This window comes from Citrobacter sp. CK189, assembly GCF_030333505.1.
Taxonomy (GTDB): domain Bacteria; phylum Pseudomonadota; class Gammaproteobacteria; order Enterobacterales; family Enterobacteriaceae; genus Citrobacter_B; species Citrobacter_B koseri.
The window spans coordinates 1-19,163 of sequence record NZ_JAOWFV010000038.1 but is presented as its reverse complement, the minus strand read 5'-3'; the positions used below and the strand labels follow the sequence as shown (position 1 = coordinate 19,163).

18 protein-coding genes are annotated in these 19,163 nt (G+C 53.3%); 8 read left to right on the top strand and 10 right to left on the bottom strand.

Annotated features, from left to right (window positions below):
• Positions 1–10: 10 nt before the first annotated feature.
• The 6 genes from lepA to rseD all read right to left on the bottom strand — a co-directional run bounded on the left by lepA (position 11) and on the right by rseD (position 4,933).
• Positions 11–1,810: a translation elongation factor 4 gene (lepA, locus tag OGV83_RS10100; RefSeq protein ID WP_286463530.1), complete on the bottom strand. Its 1,800-nt coding sequence runs from the start codon at positions 1,808–1,810 to the stop codon at positions 11–13.
• A gap of 281 nt (positions 1,811–2,091) precedes the next feature.
• The gene (gene rseC / locus OGV83_RS10095; protein WP_012131211.1) at positions 2,092–2,571 is read right to left on the bottom strand and encodes a SoxR-reducing system protein RseC; all 480 of its coding nucleotides are present in this window, start codon (positions 2,569–2,571) and stop codon (positions 2,092–2,094) included.
• Positions 2,568–3,524: a sigma-E factor regulatory protein RseB gene (gene rseB / locus OGV83_RS10090; RefSeq protein ID WP_047461939.1), complete on the bottom strand. Its 957-nt coding sequence runs from the start codon at positions 3,522–3,524 to the stop codon at positions 2,568–2,570. Before rseB ends, rseC begins: the two co-directional genes overlap by 4 nt.
• On the bottom strand, positions 3,524–4,174 hold the full coding sequence (gene rseA, locus OGV83_RS10085; RefSeq protein ID WP_047461936.1) for an anti-sigma-E factor RseA: 651 nt from the start codon (positions 4,172–4,174) through the stop codon (positions 3,524–3,526). Before rseA ends, rseB begins: the two co-directional genes overlap by 1 nt.
• A 31-nt stretch (positions 4,175–4,205) precedes the next feature.
• Positions 4,206–4,781, bottom strand: a complete 576-nt coding sequence (rpoE, locus tag OGV83_RS10080) for an RNA polymerase sigma factor RpoE (RefSeq protein WP_006176728.1) — start codon at positions 4,779–4,781, stop codon at positions 4,206–4,208.
• The gene (gene rseD / locus OGV83_RS10075) at positions 4,778–4,933 is read right to left on the bottom strand and encodes a rpoE leader peptide RseD (protein ID WP_123907454.1); all 156 of its coding nucleotides are present in this window, start codon (positions 4,931–4,933) and stop codon (positions 4,778–4,780) included. The genes rpoE and rseD overlap by 4 nt, the downstream gene beginning before the upstream one ends.
• A gap of 273 nt (positions 4,934–5,206) precedes the next feature.
• Between rseD and nadB the strand changes: the two genes are divergently transcribed.
• Positions 5,207–6,829 carry an L-aspartate oxidase gene (nadB, locus tag OGV83_RS10070; protein WP_012131208.1) on the top strand — a complete coding sequence of 541 codons (1,623 nt, stop codon included), beginning with the start codon at positions 5,207–5,209 and terminating at the stop codon, positions 6,827–6,829.
• On the opposite strand, the gene trmN is transcribed toward nadB, so the two are convergent.
• Positions 6,814–7,551, bottom strand: coding sequence for a tRNA(1)(Val) (adenine(37)-N(6))-methyltransferase TrmN (trmN, locus tag OGV83_RS10065; RefSeq protein ID WP_286463527.1), 738 nt, complete (start codon positions 7,549–7,551; stop codon positions 6,814–6,816). The two genes, nadB and trmN, sit on opposite strands and share 16 nt — an antisense overlap.
• 131 nt (positions 7,552–7,682) lie before the next feature.
• On the opposite strand from trmN, the gene srmB reads away from it, so the two are divergent.
• Positions 7,683–9,014 (top strand): ATP-dependent RNA helicase SrmB, encoded by a 1,332-nt coding sequence (srmB, locus tag OGV83_RS10060; protein WP_286463526.1) that lies wholly within the window; start codon positions 7,683–7,685, stop codon positions 9,012–9,014.
• 46 nt (positions 9,015–9,060) lie between these two features.
• Here the strand turns inward: srmB and grcA are convergent, their stop codons facing one another.
• Positions 9,061–9,444, bottom strand: coding sequence for an autonomous glycyl radical cofactor GrcA (gene grcA / locus OGV83_RS10055; protein WP_012131205.1), 384 nt, complete (start codon positions 9,442–9,444; stop codon positions 9,061–9,063).
• A 318-nt stretch (positions 9,445–9,762) separates the two neighbouring features.
• Between grcA and ung the strand changes: the two genes are divergently transcribed.
• Positions 9,763–10,452 (top strand): uracil-DNA glycosylase, encoded by a 690-nt coding sequence (gene ung, locus OGV83_RS10050; RefSeq protein WP_286460250.1) that lies wholly within the window; start codon positions 9,763–9,765, stop codon positions 10,450–10,452.
• 164 nt (positions 10,453–10,616) lie between these two features.
• On the opposite strand, the gene OGV83_RS10045 is transcribed toward ung, so the two are convergent.
• Positions 10,617–11,663 carry a tRNA/rRNA methyltransferase gene (locus OGV83_RS10045; RefSeq protein WP_104868329.1) on the bottom strand — a complete coding sequence of 349 codons (1,047 nt, stop codon included), beginning with the start codon at positions 11,661–11,663 and terminating at the stop codon, positions 10,617–10,619.
• A 208-nt stretch (positions 11,664–11,871) separates the two neighbouring features.
• Between OGV83_RS10045 and trxC the strand changes: the two genes are divergently transcribed.
• The 5 genes from trxC to OGV83_RS10015 all read left to right on the top strand — a co-directional run bounded on the left by trxC (position 11,872) and on the right by OGV83_RS10015 (position 17,597).
• A complete protein-coding gene (trxC, locus tag OGV83_RS10040) occupies positions 11,872–12,291 on the top strand; it encodes a thioredoxin TrxC (RefSeq protein ID WP_047461913.1) in 420 nt (139 codons plus the stop codon).
• Positions 12,292–12,360: 69 nt separating this feature from the next.
• A complete protein-coding gene (gene tapT, locus OGV83_RS10035) occupies positions 12,361–13,059 on the top strand; it encodes a tRNA-uridine aminocarboxypropyltransferase (protein WP_286463524.1) in 699 nt (232 codons plus the stop codon).
• Between the two features lie 35 nt (positions 13,060–13,094).
• Positions 13,095–15,755, top strand: coding sequence for a bifunctional acetate--CoA ligase family protein/GNAT family N-acetyltransferase (locus OGV83_RS10030; RefSeq protein WP_047461908.1), 2,661 nt, complete (start codon positions 13,095–13,097; stop codon positions 15,753–15,755).
• A 114-nt stretch (positions 15,756–15,869) separates the two neighbouring features.
• Positions 15,870–17,225: a CDP-diacylglycerol--serine O-phosphatidyltransferase gene (pssA, locus tag OGV83_RS10020; RefSeq protein ID WP_012131199.1), complete on the top strand. Its 1,356-nt coding sequence runs from the start codon at positions 15,870–15,872 to the stop codon at positions 17,223–17,225.
• 48 nt (positions 17,226–17,273) lie between these two features.
• A complete protein-coding gene (locus OGV83_RS10015) occupies positions 17,274–17,597 on the top strand; it encodes a YfiM family lipoprotein (protein ID WP_058669113.1) in 324 nt (107 codons plus the stop codon).
• Here the strand turns inward: OGV83_RS10015 and OGV83_RS10010 are convergent.
• A complete protein-coding gene (locus tag OGV83_RS10010; protein WP_047461905.1) occupies positions 17,594–18,892 on the bottom strand; it encodes an MFS transporter in 1,299 nt (432 codons plus the stop codon). The two genes, OGV83_RS10015 and OGV83_RS10010, sit on opposite strands and share 4 nt — an antisense overlap.
• Positions 18,893–19,163: the final 271 nt, after the last annotated feature.

Genomic DNA, 19,163 nt, shown 5'->3' with positions numbered 1-19,163 from the left:
CTCCTTAGGATTATTTGCTGTCTTTACCGACATGCAGAATGGCGAGGAACGCTTCCTGAGGCAGTTCGACGTTACCGATCTGCTTCATTCGCTTCTTACCTTCTTTCTGTTTCTGTAGCAGCTTTTTCTTACGGCTGATATCACCGCCGTAACACTTGGCCAGAACGTTTTTACGCAACTGCTTCACGGTAGAACGCGCAATAATATGCGTGCCAATCGCTGCCTGAATCGCAATGTCGAACTGCTGACGAGGGATCAGCTCTTTCATCTTCTCTACCAGCTCACGACCACGGCTCTGCGAATTACCACGGTGAGTGATCAGCGCCAGCGCATCGACACGTTCGTTGTTGATCAGCACGTCAACGCGCACCATATCGGACGCCTGGAAGCGCTTGAAGTTATAATCCAGCGACGCATAACCACGAGACGTTGATTTCAGGCGGTCGAAGAAATCGAGCACCACTTCCGCCATCGGGATTTCATAAGTCAGCGCCACCTGGTTACCGTGGTACACCATGTTGGTCTGGACGCCGCGCTTCTCGACACACAGCGTAATGACGTTGCCCAGGTATGCCTGAGGCAGCAGCATGTGACACTCGGCAATCGGCTCGCGCAGTTCATAGATGTTATTCAGCGGCGGCAGCTTGGACGGGCTATCGACATAGATAATCTCTTTCGCCGTGGTTTCCACTTCGTACACAACGGTCGGCGCGGTGGTGATCAGGTCCAGATCGTATTCACGTTCCAGACGCTCCTGAATGATCTCCATGTGCAGCAGGCCCAGGAAGCCACAACGGAAACCGAAGCCCAGCGCGGTTGAACTTTCCGGCTCGTAGAACAGAGAGGCATCGTTCAGACTCAGCTTGCCGAGCGCATCCCTGAAGTTCTCATAGTCATCAGAACTCACCGGGAACAGACCGGCGTATACCTGCGGTTTCACTTTTTTGAAGCCCGGCAGCGCTTTCTCTGCCGGATTACGCGCCAGCGTTAATGTATCGCCAACCGGGGCGCCATGAATGTCTTTAATTGCGCAAACCAGCCAGCCTACCTCGCCGCACTTCAGTTCGGTACGGTCAATCTGCTTCGGCGTGAAGATCCCCAGACGGTCAGCGTTATAAACCTGCCCGGTGCTTATCACTTTGACTTTGTCGCCTTTACGCATGGTGCCGTTTTTAATACGCACCAGCGACACTACGCCGAGGTAGTTATCGAACCAGGAGTCGATAATCAGCGCTTGCAGCGGGCCTTCTGGATCGCCTTCCGGCGGCGGGATATCGCGCACCAGGCGTTCCAGCACATCCTGTACGCCTACGCCGGTTTTTGCCGAGCAGCGAACGGCATCGGTCGCATCAATGCCGACAATGTCTTCGATCTCTTCAGCCACACGCTCAGGATCGGCGGCTGGCAGGTCAATCTTGTTCAGAACCGGCACCACTTCGAGATCCATTTCCATCGCGGTATAGCAGTTCGCCAGCGTTTGCGCTTCGACGCCCTGCCCGGCGTCAACCACCAGCAGTGCGCCTTCACACGCCGCCAGTGAGCGGGAAACTTCATATGAGAAGTCAACGTGGCCTGGGGTGTCGATAAAGTTCAGTTGATAGGTTTCACCATCAGCCGCTTTGTAATCCAGCGTCACGCTTTGCGCTTTGATAGTAATACCGCGCTCACGCTCAAGATCCATTGAGTCGAGAACCTGCGCTTCCATTTCACGGTCAGACAGGCCACCGCAGATCTGGATAATGCGGTCAGACAGCGTCGATTTACCGTGGTCGATATGAGCAATGATCGAAAAGTTACGTATGTTCTTCATATAGAGTAATTATTGTGCCTTACGCCTGCCTGAGCAGGCTCTTAGAAGTCGCTGTTCTGAGCTTAACGTCTGTTTAACTGAAACGCCGCATTCTACACTACAACACTGAGGCGAGGAAATGTTCATACAGCAAGGATAGCGGGAACCGGAAACGGCATCGCTTTTCTGATGTAAAACGTTGTAAGGGAAGCATGATGCCCGATAGCGCGAGCTTATCGGGCCTGGAGAGTCTGCTTATCGTTCCCAGGCCGGATCAGGCGAGCCGCCATCCGGCAAAAATATCACGGGTTCGTTTCGGAAGATGGTGTTTCAACGCGGACCAGACCAGGCGGGAGAGCAACGTTAAGAATGACCGGCTGCCAGGCCTCGCGTTCAGCCAGTTTACGCGAGTAGCCGCGCGCAATCAGAAAACCCCCGACGCCGCCCAGCACCGCGCCGCTCAACGCGGCAATATCAGAACCAAACAGTACCTGGAACAACGCCGCGAAGATAAACAGCCCAACCAGCGGCGACAGGTAAACCAGCATTGCTGACCCCAGCAGGCTGCCTTCGGCAATGCCCAGTTCCACTTTTTGACCAGGCGCCAGCGGTTCGGCACTTGGCACCACAATAGTATGTGTGGTCTGCGGCCCAAGTTTATTCAGCACACGACTGCCGCATCCGGCCCGTGAGGCGCAACTGCTGCACGATGCTTTGACGTCGCAGCTCACCAGTGCCTGGCCATTTTGCCAGGAGACAACGGTCGCCCACTCTTTAATCATTGTGCCGCCCCGAACTTAATATTGTCCGCAATGCGTTTCGCGGTTTGCGGCGGAAGTTCGCCGACAATCGTAATTTCAGCGTTTTCACGCACGCTGGTGCTGACCGTTCTGCGCCCGGTTCGCAGCATCTGATCGGTGCTGTTCTGCGTCGCACGATTCACGTTCACAGAGAAACTGAACAGGCCGTCAGAATAGAGGCGTGACTCGATAGGCAGATTATCCATTGTAGGCAGCGGGCGTCGGCTGCTGGAGACTTCGCTAAACCCTTGCGGCAACCACGTCGGGCTCCAGTTGAACTTCGCCTTTTCCCCCACAGGAACAGAAAGCAATGGCGGCAAATTCGCTTTTGCCAGCATCTGCATGCTATTACCAACGTCCTGATTCACGGTGAAGGAAATCACGCGGAACTGCTCCAGCGTTTCCCCATCCCGGTCAAGGAGATCCACCCGCATCGGCAGCTTTGTTTCGGTATCCAGCCATACGATATAGCTGTAACGGGTGCCGTCGCGCGCGACAACACGAATGACTTCACACAGCCTGTCGGCAATGCGGGTGCGGCCTACGGAAATAAAGTCATACCAGGGAGAAAGACGTTTAAAGTCGGCATAGATAAGGGACGGCAGAGAATCGACAATATAGTCGCCGTTCAGGGTGAACGGTTCGAGCCCGGGTTCGAAGTAGCTGATTTCGTTACCACGCTGCACTACTTCCCGGCGCGGGCCATCCATTTGCAACAGTTGTGCAAGAGGACGATTGTCCAGGCGTGCATGTCGATAACGCAGAGACTCAACGCCTTGTTTATTGATGCTGACGAATGACAGCTCGTAATTCAGTGACTGGCTGGCCAGATTCATCTGCTGCAATAACGCCCCGGACGCAGTATTGGCCGAGGCGTTAACAGAGAAGAACAAGCTACCCGCCACAAGTGACATGGCAAACCAAAGTTGCTTCATTACTGCGATTGCGTTCCTAAAGTTTGAATTCCTGGCACCTGTACAGCGGCTTGCTGTGTTTGCGCCTGCTCAAACTGAAGCTGTTCGGAGTGCAGTCGGCGTTGCAGTTCGTAATCCTGCAACATGGCATTAATGCGACGACGCTGCTCCTGCACCTGCTGTTGCTGACCGCCGTTAGCCGTCGCGTCAGAAGGTACTCCCAGGCTCACCGGACTGGCTTTGCCCATCATCGGTAATGTATTGAATACCGGCGTTTCGGGCTGCTGGGACGTTTCAGATTGTCCATTATAGTGCTGGACGCCAACAATAACTGCAAGTGATACGCATGCAGCCACACCCATTTGAGTGAGCTGCGCCGCCCACGGACGCATTTTCTGCCAGAATGGCATTTTCTGCCACTGGTGCGGTGCAGGCTGGGCCTCAGGAATCAGCGGCGCCGTCTGGCGTACCGGCTCATTTTCGATGGCGGCCATTACGCGGGCGGAAATATCGAAATGGAGAACGTCAGCGGTATCACCCCGCATGGAATCGCGGATCAGGTGATAACTCTCCCATGTTTTTTGCATTTCCGGGTCGTGAGCCAGTTCTTTCAGCAGCTCACTGTCCAGCGTTTCGCCATCCATTAAAGCGGAAAGTTTTTCTTTCTGCATGCCTAATACCTTTTCCAGTATCCCGCTATCGTCAACGCCTGATAAGCGGTTGAACTTTATTATCAATAGCTTCCCGCGCACGGAAGATACGTGAACGCACCGTACCCACCGGACAATCCATGATAGCGGCTATCTCTTCATAGCTCAGGCCATCCAGCTCCCGCAAGGTTATTGCCATGCGTAAATCCTCGGGGAGGGACTCAATAGTTCGGAAAACTATCTGTCTCAGCTCTTCTGACAACATTAAGTTCTCAGGGTTCGAAATTTCTTTCAATGCGCCGCCACTTTCGAAGTTTTCTGCGTCAATCGCATCAACATCGCTGGAAGGCGGCCTGCGTCCCTGAGCAACCAGGTAATTCTTCGCCGTATTGACGGCAATACGGTACAACCAGGTATAAAAAGCGCTATCCCCCCGGAAAGAATCCAGCGCGCGATAGGCCTTAATAAATGACTCTTGCACCACATCGGGAACATCGCCCGACGGTACATAGCGGGAAACCAGGCTCGCCACTTTATGCTGGTAGCGCACTACCAGTAAGTTAAAGGCTTTCTGATCTCCCTTCTGGACCCGTTCAACCAGGACCTGGTCCGTTAACTGCTCGCTCATCCGAGGTAAAGTCTCCCCAAACCAAATTTCCACGCGCTCTCGAAACGCCACTCCATAAACTGCACTATGAGCAAGCAACAGCTTAGAGTGTCTCTTTTTCGTAAAGTTCCGTTACGCATCTGTTTTTGTTTGTCATGTTGTAGACAGATCATTATCTCTCATTATAAGTCTACAGAGTCTGAACAACGCACTATCTGTATAGAAATGCCCTTTTAGCCGCTTGAAGAGTAACCCAACAGCCACTTTATTTCATCACATAATCTGGCGCTAACGGCCTGCTTCGCAAAATATTTTCTTTGTTTTACTTCCCCTTGAATTTTCCTTTAATGTTTAGCCATTGCAACACATTCAAAAATAAAACGTGCTGTATCGCGCAGTATAGTGCTATGCTGCCCAAACACTGTTTAGTAAATTAAACAAACGCTATGACTACGACTCCTGAACTTTCCTGTGACGTGCTGATTATTGGCAGCGGTGCTGCCGGACTCTCTCTGGCGCTACGCCTGGCTGAAAAACATCAGGTGATTGTCCTGAGTAAAGGCCCGGTGAGCGAAGGCTCAACGTTTTATGCTCAGGGTGGCATTGCCGCCGTTTTCGACGAGACGGACAGTATCGATTCGCATGTTGAAGATACACTGATCGCCGGGGCCGGTATTTGCGATCGCCACGCGGTGGAGTTTGTCGCCAGCAATGCCCGCTCTTGCGTACAGTGGCTTATCGATCAGGGGGTATTATTTGACACCCAGGTGCAACCAAACGGGGAAGAGAGCTACCATCTGACCCGTGAAGGCGGCCATAGCCATCGCCGTATCCTGCATGCGGCTGACGCCACCGGCAAAGAAGTGGAAACCACCCTGGTCAGCAAGGCGCAGAACCATCCGAATATTCGCGTACTGGAGCGGAGTAACGCCGTCGATCTGATCATCTCCGATAAAATCGGCCTGCCAGGAACACGCCGCGTCGTCGGCGCCTGGATCTGGAATCGGAATAAAGAGTCGGTCGAAACATGCCACGCGAAGTCAGTCGTTCTGGCGACAGGCGGGGCATCGAAAGTGTATCAGTACACCACCAACCCGGATATCTCTTCCGGCGACGGTATCGCGATGGCCTGGCGCGCCGGGTGCCGCGTCGCGAATCTTGAATTTAATCAGTTCCACCCTACCGCGCTGTATCATCCTCAGGCACGAAACTTTCTGCTGACGGAAGCGCTGCGTGGCGAAGGGGCGCATCTCAAGCGCCCGGACGGCACGCGCTTTATGCCTGATGTTGATGAGCGTGGCGAACTGGCTCCGCGCGATATCGTCGCCCGCGCCATTGACCACGAAATGAAGCGTCTCGGCGCAGACTGCATGTTCCTCGACATCAGCCATAAACCGGAAGCATTTGTGCGTCAGCACTTCCCTATGATTTATGAAAAATTGCTGGGGTTGGGAATCGATCTGACTAAAGAGCCGGTTCCGGTCGTACCTGCCGCCCACTACACCTGCGGCGGCGTGATGGTCGACGATTTTGGCCGAACCGATGTGGACGGTCTGTATGCCATTGGCGAAGTAAGCTATACCGGCCTGCACGGTGCGAATCGCATGGCGTCCAATTCTCTGTTGGAGTGCCTGGTGTATGGCTGGTCAGCGGCAGAGGATATCGACAGACGTATGCCGTATGCCCGTAGCGTTAGCACGCTTCCGGCCTGGGATGAAAGTCGCGTTGAAAACCCGGATGAGCTGGTCGTGATCCAGCATAACTGGCATGAGCTACGTCTGTTTATGTGGGACTATGTCGGCATTGTGCGCACCACCAAACGTCTGGAGCGCGCCCTGCGACGCATTACGATGCTGCAACAGGAAATCGACGAATATTACGCTAACTTCCGCGTATCGAATAATCTGCTGGAGCTGCGCAACCTGGTGCAGGTCGCGGAACTGATTGTGCGCTGCGCGATGATGCGTAAAGAGAGCCGTGGCCTGCACTATACGCTGGATTACCCCGCATTGCTGCCGGAATCCGGCCCGTCGGTGCTTTCGCCGCTCAACGCTTACATGAACAAATAAAACGCCTGGGTCAGCGCCGTGTACCCTTCAGAGTAAAGCTGGTCTGGCCCACGAATCACCAGGCGATCGCTAAAGCATTCCTCCGTTCGCGGGGAAAATGCCAACAGTACCCGATGAGGCAATCGCGACTCCGTTTCGGCTACGTCGGTACGTAAACGCAAATGCCAGCCCATACTTAACGCCTGCTGCGTGAAGGTGTTGCCAGTCTGTTCCGGCAGCACCACGCAGAAGAATCCCTCTTCCGTAATACATTCAGCCGCGGTGGTAAGTAACGCTTCGTGATCGAGCGTGGTGGTATAACGCGCCTGCTCTCGCTGCGGCGTTGCGCATTCCACCCCTTGTTCATAATAAGGCGGGTTACTGATGATAAGATCAAAGCGCGCGGTCTGGCGCGGCACCCACTGCCGGACATCTTCCGTATGCACCGTTATCCGCTGCGGCCACGGTGAGTGGGCGATATTCTCCTGCGCCTGCGTCGCCGCTTCGCTGTCCAGCTCAACGGCATCAATGGTGACGCTTTCGTCGGTACGCTGCGCCAGCATCAGCGCCAACAGACCGCTGCCGGTACCAATATCGAGGATCCGCGTTACGCCTGCGACTGGTGCCCATGCTCCCAATAAAATACCATCAGTACCGACTTTCATCGCGCAGCGATCGTGCGCCACGAAAAACTGCTTAAAGGTAAATCCATTACGACGAAGTGTGGATGTAGACTGGGACATGAAAGAACAACCTTCCTGGAAAAACGGCAATAGCGTAGGGTGAAAACAATACCTGAGAAGCGATATCCATACAAACAGATGAAGATTGCAGCCGTAACGTCTATAATCAGCGCCCCACACAGAGGTAGAACATGACTGTAACGACTTTTTCCGAACTTGAACTCGATGAAAGCCTGCTGGATGCCCTCCAGGATAAAGGCTTTACTCGCCCGACCGCCATTCAGGCTGCCGCCATTCCGCCTGCGCTCGATGGGCGTGATGTACTCGGTTCTGCGCCGACAGGCACCGGTAAAACGGCGGCATACCTGCTGCCAGCGTTGCAGCACCTGCTCGACTTCCCGCGTAAAAAATCCGGTCCGCCGCGTATTCTGATCCTTACGCCGACCCGCGAACTGGCGATGCAGGTTGCCGATCACGCCCGTGAACTGGCGAAACACACCCATCTGGATATTGCGACAATCACCGGCGGCGTGGCTTATATGAACCATGCCGAGGTGTTCAGCGAGAACCAGGATATTGTGGTCGCCACCACGGGTCGCCTGCTGCAATATATTAAAGAAGAAAACTTTGACTGCCGCGCGGTTGAAACGCTGATTCTTGATGAAGCCGACCGTATGCTGGACATGGGCTTCGCCCAGGATATCGAGCATATCGCAGGTGAAACCCGCTGGCGCAAACAGACCATGCTGTTCTCCGCTACGCTGGAAGGCGGCGCGATTAACGATTTTGCTGAACGTCTGCTGGAAGATCCGGTCGAGGTCTCAGCGACCCCGTCTACCCGCGAACGCAAAAAGATTCATCAATGGTACTACCGTGCCGATGACATCCAGCACAAAACCGCTTTGCTGGTACACCTGTTAAAACAACCTGAAGCCACCCGTTCTATCGTCTTCGTACGTAAACGTGAGCGTGTACATGAGCTGGCAGGCTGGCTGCGCGAAGCAGGCATCAATAACTGCTATCTCGAAGGCGAGATGGTACAGGGTAAGCGTAACGAAGCGATCAAACGTCTGACCGATGGCCGCGTAAACGTGCTGATCGCGACCGACGTCGCCGCTCGCGGGATTGATATCCCTGATGTAAGCCATGTTTTTAACTTCGATATGCCACGCAGCAGCGATACCTATCTGCACCGTATCGGCCGTACCGGACGTGCAGGGCGTAAAGGAACGGCGATTTCCCTGGTAGAAGCGCATGACCATCTGCTGCTGGGAAAAGTGGGTCGCTATATTGAAGAGACGCTGAAAGCACGCGTCATTGATGAATTGCGTCCAACCACTCGTGCGCCGAGCGAAAAACTGACCGGCAAGCCGTCCAAGAAAGTGCTGGCTAAACGTGCTGAGAAGAAAAAACAAGAAAAAGAGAAGCCGCGCGTGAAGAAACGTCACCGTGATACCAAAAACATTGGTAAACGCCGCAAGCCTGCTGGTACGGACGCGCAGAAGCAGTCCAACGAAGAGTAAAAAAAACGCCGGGGCTAACCCGGCGTTTTTATGTTATCAGTCAGCCTTACAGGCTTTCAGTAAAGGTACGAGCGATAACGTCGCGCTGCTGTTCCGGCGTCAGGGAGTTAAAACGCACGGCATAGCCAGAAACACGGATGGTCAACTGCGGATATTTTTCCGGGTGCTTAACGGCATCTTCCAGCGTTTCGCGACGCAGAACGTTAACGTTCAGGTGCTGACCGCCTTCAACGCGAACTTCCGGTTTTACTTCCATCGGAATTTCACGGTATTCGATTTCACCCAGTTTGTTCACTGCGACCACTTCATCTTCGGCAAAACCGGCTTTCGCCGCGATGCAACGTGCTTCGCCTTTTTCGCTGTCCAGCAACCAGAAAGAATTCAGCAGGTCGTCGTTAGCGGCTTTAGTAATCTGGATACCTGTAATCATGTGATGCCTCCCCGGCAAAAGTGTTTGATTATGATCGGCCTGTTCGCGGCCAATTGGTAAAACCATTGTTGCTTGAGTGTATATATACCCCTCACACACCCTTGATTCTTTGATTTAAATCAATAAAAACCACACCACAAAGAGGGTGTTGCATGGAATTTATTGTTTTACATCAACTTACGCCACGTCCACACATAAACTTTTTACATAAATTTTCAACTATCTTTAAGGGGTAGCCGGGTTTGTGACACACGCGATTTTGCACCATAGAAAGAAGCAGTTAAGCTATGCAGATTGAAAAATTCGCAGGAGAGCGAGATGGCCACCGATTTAACCTGGCACGATGTGCTGGCAGATGAGAAGCAGCAGCCCTATTTTGTTAACACACTTCATACCGTTGCGGGCGAACGTCAGTCAGGAATGACAGTCTATCCTCCACAGAAGGATGTATTTAACGCGTTTCGCTTCACTGAACTCGGTGATGTCAAAGTGGTGATTCTGGGGCAAGACCCTTATCACGGCCCTGGGCAGGCGCATGGTCTGGCGTTTTCTGTTCGTCCGGGTATTGCCACACCGCCTTCTCTGCTGAACATGTATAAAGAACTGGAAACGTCCATACCGAGCTTTACCCGCCCTGCTCATGGGTATCTGGAGAGCTGGGCGCGTCAGGGGGTATTGTTATTAAATACCGTGCTGACCGTCCGCGCAGGCCAGGCGCATTCTCACGCCAGTCTGGGATGGGAAACCTTTACAGACAAAGTGATCAGCCTTGTTAACGAACATCGTGAAGGGGTCGTCTTTTTACTCTGGGGTTCGCACGCACAAAAGAAAGGGGCGATTATCGATCGCCAGCGCCATTACGTGTTGAGAGCGCCGCATCCGTCGCCGTTGTCGGCACATCGGGGATTCTTTGGCTGTAACCATTTTGTATTGGCGAATCAGTGGCTGGAGCAGCACGGCGAGAAGCCGATTGACTGGATGCCGGTATTACCGGCAGAGAGCGAATAAGTTTTTGCTTTGCGCCGGGTGGCGGCTTCGCCTTACCCGGCCTACGAATCATTACCGCAGGCCCGGATAAGCACAGCGCCATCAGGCGCTTACGCCGAGTACCCGGCCTACGAATCATTGCCGTAGGCCTGATAAGCGCAGCGCCATCAGGCACTTACACCTGATTATGCTTTATTCTGACGCCACCATTCGCCCAGCAATACGCCGGTTGCGACAGAGACGTTGAGGTTTTCAACATTTCCGGTGCCATCAATTTTCACGCACAGATCGCCAGGTTCACGCGCGGCTTCCGGCAGGGACTCCAGCTCACGCCCTAACACCAGCACCATTCTCGCTGGCAGCGCCGTACTAAACAACGGTTTGCCCTGATCGCTGGACGTGGTGACGATCGTATAACCCGCCTGACGGAAATCATCCAGCACATCCACAATGCTGTCGCCCGTGATCGGCTGAACATGCTCCGCGCCGCCTTCCGCCGTACGGATCGCCGCACCGGATTCAAGAAGCGCCGCGTCCTGTACCACCACGCCTTTTACGCCAAAGTGCGCACAGCTACGCATCATGCCGCCAAGGTTGTGCGGGTTAGCCACATCTTCCAGCGCCAGCACGCAATCCTGCGCGTCCGCCTGGCTTACCCACTGCTTAACGGTCGTACCGTTACGCTTTTTAATCAGGAAACAAACGCCGCCGTGGTGCTCAGTTCCAGAGGCTTTCGCCAGTTCAGCTTCATCCACAACGTGGTACGCTTTGCGGTTAGCCGCCATCCAGCGTAACGCTTCTTTAAAGCGAGGGGTCACGCTCTGAATGAACCATGCGCGGACAATCGCATCCGGGCGACTCTGGAACAGGGCCTGACAGGCGTTTTCGCCGTAGACACGGGTCTCTTCCGCACGCTGACGACGTAAAACTTCAGGGTCGATAAAACTTTTACCGCTGATTCCACCGTGATCGGCTTTCTCAGGCGTGTCATCGCCTGGCGCACGGGAAACGGTACGCCACGGTGAGTCTTCACGCTTACGATCGCGAATCTGACCGCTTCTTTCATCACGAGCATCGCGGGCGGGGCGACGGCCACCGTCAGTACGAGACTTTCCTGGACGGCCTCCCCCTTTCCCGGTACGCGGGTTATGGGTGCGTTTATCAGAGTCATCATCACTGCGGACATACATCACTTTGACCTTGCCGCTTTTGTTCTTTAATTCATCGTTCATGCTTTTCTCCACCAGCGCTGCGCGAAGCGCGAAGATTACCCGATGTGCACCCGGTTAGCCATTATTTCATTTAAAAGCTAATGACTATTGTACTCATTGAATAAAACACATTGTTGTTTAAAACAGTCTCATCGATAATATGTAACATATTGGAAACATATCGGCGTGATTGCCGGAAAAGTCTACCCTACTCATCCAGAGGTTAGTTATGAATACCGTTTGTACCAGCTGCCAGGCAATCAACCGCATTCCCGATGATCGTATTCAGGATGCGGCAAAATGTGGACGCTGTGGTCACGACCTGTTCGATGGAGAGGTGATTAATGCGACCGGTGAAACGCTGGATAAGCTGCTGAAAGACGATCTCCCTGTGGTAGTCGATTTCTGGGCGCCGTGGTGCGGCCCATGCCGTAACTTTGCCCCGATTTTTGAAGATGTCGCGGAAGAGCGCAGCGGTAAGGTGCGTTTTGTGAAAGTTAACACAGAAGCGGAACGTGAACTCAGCGCCCGTTTCGGTATCCGCAGCATCCCGACCATCATGATCTTTAAGAACGGCGAAGTCATCGACATGTTAAATGGCGCAGTTCCTAAAGCGCCATTTGACAGCTGGCTGAACGAATCGCTGTAATCTCCACGGGGCGCATCTTGTGCCCCGTTTTCACCTCTGCGACAATAGCGTTTTTCACTGTATTCTTCCATGACTGATAACGCTGTTCTCCAGTTACGCGCCGAACGCCTCGCACGCGCCACGCGTCCTTTTCTTGCCAGAGGAAACCGCATTCGTCGCTGTCAGCGCTGTCTGCTCCCGTTGAAACTCTGCCTGTGCGATACCCTCTCGCCTTCTCAGGCGACAAGCCGTTTTTGTCTGGTGATGTTTGATACCGAGCCAATGAAACCCAGCAATACGGGGCGTCTGATTGCCGATATTCTGCCGGAAACAACGGCCTTTCAATGGTCGCGTACCGAACCGCCGCAGGCGCTGCTCGATCTGGTTAACAACCCGAATTATCAGCCGATGGTCGTATTCCCCGCCTCCTATGCCGGGGAAGAACGCGAGGTCATTTTCACGCCACCAGCCGGAAAACCGCCGCTGTTTATCATGCTCGACGGCACCTGGCCGGAAGCGCGCAAAATGTTCCGTAAAAGCCCTTATCTCGATAACCTGCCGGTTATTTCCGTTGATTTATCGCGTCTTTCCTCCTATCACCTGCGAGAAGTTCATGCCGAAGGGCAGTATTGCACTGCCGAAGTGGCAATAGCGCTGCTGGATCTGGCGGGCGACATGGCTGCGGCAACCCATTTAGGCGATCACTTCTCACGCTTTAAAACGCGCTATCTGGCAGGAAAAACGCAACATCAGGGAAGCGTCACAACAGAAACAGCAGAAAGCGTTTAAAATCATTCGGTCACTTCTGCGTAAGGGAGACCGGCATGAGTCAGAGAGGACTGGAAGCACTACTGCGACCAAAATCGATAGCGGTGCTAGGGGCGTCGATGAAGCCCAATCGCGCAGGTTACCTGATGATGCGTAACCTGCTGGCAGGAGGCTTTAATGGCCCGGTATTACCTGTAACGCCCGCATGGAAAGCCGTCTTAGGCGTCCTGGCCTGGCCCGACGTCGCCAGTTTGCCTTTTACACCGGATCTCGCCGTTCTGTGCACCAACGCCAGCCGTAATATCGCGTTGCTGGAGGCGCTGGGGGAAAAAGGCTGTAAAACCTGCATTATTTTGTCGGCGCCCGCAGCGCAGCACGCTGAACTTCTGGCATGTGCCCAACGCTATAAAATGCGACTACTCGGCCCAAATAGCCTGGGTTTACTCGCCCCCTGGCAAGGGCTTAACGCCAGTTTTTCTCCGGTTCCGATCAAGCGTGGAAAACTCGCGTTTATTTCGCAATCCGCCGCCGTCTCCAATACGATTCTCGACTGGGCACAACAGCGGGAGATGGGCTTTTCTTATTTTATCGCGCTTGGCGACAGTCTGGACATTGATGTTGATGAACTGCTGGATTATCTGGCGCGCGACAGCAAAACCAGCGCCATTTTGCTCTATCTCGAACATCTGAGCGACGCGCGGCGCTTTGTCTCCGCCGCCCGTAGCGCATCGCGAAATAAACCCATTCTGGTGATTAAAAGCGGTCGCAGCCCGGCGGCGCAACGTTTGTTAAATACCAGTGTCGGCATGGACCCGGCCTGGGATGCCGCCATCCAGCGTGCGGGGCTTTTACGCGTGCAGGATACTCACGAACTCTTCTCGGCGGTCGAAACGCTGAGTCATATGCGGCCATTACGTGGCGACAGGTTGATGATCATCAGCAATGGCGCTGCGCCCGCCGCGCTGGCGCTGGATGAGCTGTGGTCGCGCAACGGCAAGCTCGCCACCCTGAGCGAAGAGACCCGCCTTAAGCTAAGCGAAGCGCTACCTGCTCACGTCGATATCGCCAACCCGCTGGATTTGCGTGATGATGCCAGCTGTGAACACTACGTCAAAACGCTGAATATCTTACTCGCCAGCCAGGATTTTGATGCGCTGATGGTGATCCACTCACCCAGCGCCGCCGCACCTGGCACCGAGAGCGCGCACGCGCTCATTGAAGCGGTGAAACATCATCCCAGAGGGAAATTCGTCACCTTGCTCACCAACTGGTGCGGCGAGTTTTCCTCTCAGGAAGCCCGCAAAATGTTCAGTGAAGCGGGATTACCTACCTATCGAACACCGGAAGGCACCATCACTGCCTTTATGCACATGGTGGAATACCGGCGTAACCAGAAGCAATTACGGGAAACCCCGGTGTTGCCAGGCAATCTGACCTCAGACACGGCTCAAGCGCATAACCTGTTACAGCAGGCGATTGCAGAGGGCGCAACGTCTCTGGATACCCATGAAGTTCAGCCTATCTTGCAGGCGTATGGGTTACACACGCTTCCCACCTGGATTGCTGGCGACAGCGCGGAAGCTGTGCATATCGCCGAGCAAATTGGCTACCCGGTAGCGTTAAAACTGCGTTCGCCGGATATTCCGCATAAATCGGAAGTTCAGGGGGTAATGCTCTATCTGCGCACGGCAACGGAAGTTCAGCAAGCCGCGAATGCCATTTTCGATCGTGTAAAAATGGCCTGGCCTCAGGCGCGCATTCACGGTCTGTTAGTCCAGAGTATGGCGAACCGTGCCGGCGCGCAGGAACTTCGCGTCGTCGTCGAACACGACCCGGTCTTTGGGCCGCTGATTATGCTTGGCGAAGGCGGCGTAGAGTGGCGGCCCGAAGAGCAGGCCGTCGTCGCGCTGCCGCCGTTAAACATGAATCTGGCGCGCTATTTGGTTATTCAGGGAATCAAAAGTAAAAAAATTCGTGGCCGGAGCGCGCTACGCCCGCTGGATATCACAGGGTTAAGCCAGCTGCTGGTACAGGTCTCGAACCTGATTGTCGATTGCCCGGAAATTCAGCGTCTGGATATCCATCCCCTGCTGGCTTCTGCTGGCGAGTTTACCGCGCTGGACGTCACGCTGGATATCGCCCCTTATGATGGCGACAACGAGAGCCGACTCGCTATTCGCCCCTATCCGCAGCAGCTTGAAGAGTGGGTTGAGATGAAAAATGGCGAACGTTGCCTGTTTCGCCCTATCCTGCCGGAAGATGAGCCTTATCTACAGCAGTTCATTTCTCAGGTAACAAAAGAGGATTTGTATTACCGTTATTTTAGCGAGATCAATGAATTTACTCATGAAGATTTAGCCAACATGACGCAGATCGACTACGATCGGGAAATGGCATTTGTTGCCGTGCGCCGTATTGATCAAACTGAAGAGATCCTCGGGGTAACGCGCGCGATCTCCGACCCGGATAACATTGATGCGGAATTTGCCGTGCTGGTTCGCTCAGATCTCAAAGGGTTAGGATTAGGCCGGCGATTAATGGAAAAATTGATTGCTTATACCCGAGATCACGGACTGAGACGCCTGAATGGCATTACGATGCCAAACAATCGCGGCATGGTGGCACTGGCCCGAAAGCTCGGGTTTGATGTTGATATCCAGCTCGAAGAGGGGATTGTTGGGCTGACGCTGAATCTGGCCCAATACGAGGAATCGTGAGTAAGGTACTGGAAATGTTGACCACTTTAACGGGTACTGGTGTTATCATTGCTCGCTTATGTCGTCTGCATAGCACAGAGGACCCTTCAATGAACAGAGAAGAAATGCACTGTGATGTTGTCAAAATTTAAGCGTAATAAACATCAACAACACCTTGCCCAACTACCTAAGATCTCTCAGCCAGTTGATGATGTAGATTTCTTTTATGCTCCCGCTAATTTCAGGGAGACTCTGCTGGAGAAGATAGCCAGCGCGACGCAGCGTATTTGCATTATTGCCCTGTATCTTGAACAGGATGACGGCGGCAAGGGCATACTCGATGCGCTCTATGAGGCTAAACGGCAGCGTCCTGAGCTGGATGTTCGGGTACTTGTCGACTGGCATCGCGCTCAGCGTGGGCGTATTGGCGCAGCCGCGTCTAATACCAACGCTGACTGGTATTGCCGAATGGCGCAAGAAAACCCAGGCATCGATATTCCTGTCTACGGCGTGCCGATTAACACGCGTGAAGCGCTTGGCGTACTGCATTTTAAAGGCTTTATCATTGATGATAGCGTCCTTTACAGCGGCGCCAGCCTGAACGACGTCTATCTGCATCAGCATGATAAATATCGTTATGATCGTTACCAGTTGATTCGTAATGCAAAGATGGCCGACATCATGTATGAGTGGGTCACGCAGAATCTGCTTAACGGTCGCGGCGTAAATCGCCTGGACAGTGCCCAGCGTCCGAAAAGCCCGGAGATTAAAAACGACATTCGTTTGTATCGCCAGGAATTGCGCGATGCGTCATACCATTTCCAGGGCGATGCCGACAACGAGCAACTTTCCGTTACGCCACTGGTTGGGCTGGGAAAATCGAGCCTGCTGAACAAGACCATTTTCCATCTTATGCCCTGTGCAGAGCATAAGCTCACAATTTGCACACCTTATTTCAACTTGCCTGCGCTGTTGGTTCGTAACATCATCCAACTGCTGCGCGAAGGGAAAAAGGTTGAGATTATCGTGGGTGATAAAACCGCCAACGACTTTTATATCCCTGAGGATGAGCCGTTTAAAATCATCGGCGCGCTTCCCTATCTCTACGAGATTAACCTGCGTCGCTTCCTCAGCCGCTTGCAGTATTACGTCAACACCGATCAGCTCGTAGTGCGTTTGTGGAAAGATGACGACAATACTTATCACCTGAAAGGAATGTGGGTTGATGATAAGTGGATGCTGCTCACCGGGAACAACCTTAACCCGCGAGCATGGCGTCTGGATCTGGAAAACGCAATTCTAATTCACGATCCAAAACAGGAACTTGCTCCCCAGAGAGAGAAAGAGCTGGAGCTTATCCGCACTCACACCACGGTTGTTAAGCATTACCGCGATCTACAAAGCATCGCTGACTATCCGGTCAAAGTCCGTAAGCTCATCCGCAGACTCCGTCGTATTCGAATCGACAGATTAATCAGCCGTATTCTGTAAATCAAAAAGCCCCGTCCCTGCGACGGGGCTTTTCCTGTGAGGGTCACGGTGCGTTTCCTTATACTTTTTAGCATGTTGTTGCTCTCAGGCTGTAGCCATATGTCCAATGACAGCTGGAGCGGGCAGGATAAAGCGCAACACTTCATTGCATCAGCCATGCTTTCCGCCGCCGGGAATGAGTATGCCCGGCATCAGGGAATGAGCCACGATCGCAGTGCAACCGTTGGGCTGCTGTTCTCCATTAGTCTCGGTGCGTCAAAAGAGATGTGGGACAGCCGCCCCGGAGGGAGCGGCTGGAGCTGGAAAGATTTCGCCTGGGATGTCGCTGGCGCAACCACGGGTTACGCCGTCTGGCAAATGGCGCGGAACTAGAGACGTAACCCTTTTCCCTTGCGGTGCAGCATCAGCGACACCAGAAATGCCACGATAGCCATAATGGTCACATACCAGAAGAATGATGTCTCCATACCAACGGACTTCAGAGACAGCGCAACATATTCCGCAGAGCCGCCGAACAGCGCATTCGCCACCGCATAAGAAAGCCCTACCCCCAATGCCCGCACCTGGGCAGGAAACATTTCTGCCTTCAGGATCCCACTGATTGAGGTGTAGAAACTCACGATCAACAGGGCGCACATCACCAACCCAAAGGCTGCGTAAGGTGACGTGACATTCTGTAATGCTGACAGAATAGGTACGGTGAATAGCGCAGCCAGAGCGCCAAAGCAGAGCATTGATGTCCGTCGGCCGATTTTATCTGAGAGAGCGCCAAACAGGGGTTGAATTAGCATGTAGACAAACAGCGCTGCCGTCATGATTCCGCTGGCGACATTGGCATGCATACCGGCGGTATTCACCAGATACTTCTGCATATAGGTTGTGAAGGTATAGAAACACAGCGAACCCGCAGCGGTAAATCCCAGTACCATGATAAACGCTTTACGGTTACGCCATAGTCCTTTGAGCGATCCAGCCTCTTTCAGCGCGCGGGTTTCTTGTTTTGAGGTTTCATCCAACTGTCGACGCAACCAAAGCGCGACAACGGCCAGTACGGCGCCCAATGCAAAAGGAATACGCCATCCCCATTCTCTGAGGGAAGATTCCTCCAGCGTTTGCTGCAAGATAACCACAACCAGCAGTGCCAGTAACTGACCGCCGATCAGAGTGACATACTGGAACGATGCGTAAAAACCTTTGCGACCTTCAACAGCCACTTCACTCATATAAGTCGCGCTGGTTCCGTATTCTCCTCCAACAGACAGCCCCTGAAACAGACGAGCCAACAGCAGAAGAGCCGGAGCCCAGGTGCCGATCGTGGCATACCCTGGCAGGCAGGCAATGACTAACGAGCCCATACACATCATGCAAACAGAGAGAAGCATTGATTTCTTACGACCATGCTTATCGGCAATCCGACCAAAAAGCCAGCCGCCAATGGGGCGCATCAGGAAGCCTGCGGCGAAAACTCCGGCGGTCTGTAAAAGCTGAGTGGTGGTATTTCCCGAAGGAAAAAAGATGTGCGCAAAGTAGAGAGAGCAGAAGGAATAGACATAGAAATCAAACCACTCGACCAGATTCCCTGATGATGCCCCCACAATTGCCCATACGCGACGACGGGTGTCACTGCTTGCCAGCGACCCGTTTACAGTTACACTGCTTTCAGTCATTAGAAATATACTCCCGCCAAAAATCCACCCGAGCTCGTCGGTGCTTTTCACTGTCTTTTTTAGTGAATGAAATGTTATATAATTGTTATTATTTATTTTGTGACAGAGATCGATATTTTAGTTAGCAGGAAAACGATTTAGGAGTATACGGAGGGAATAGTCATCCGGCAGAACAGCGCATATATGCCGGATGCACCCGGGCGCATGAACGCAAAAAGGCCATCCCTCAGGATGGCCTCTTCACTTTAATTAATGCCTGGCAGTTCCCTAC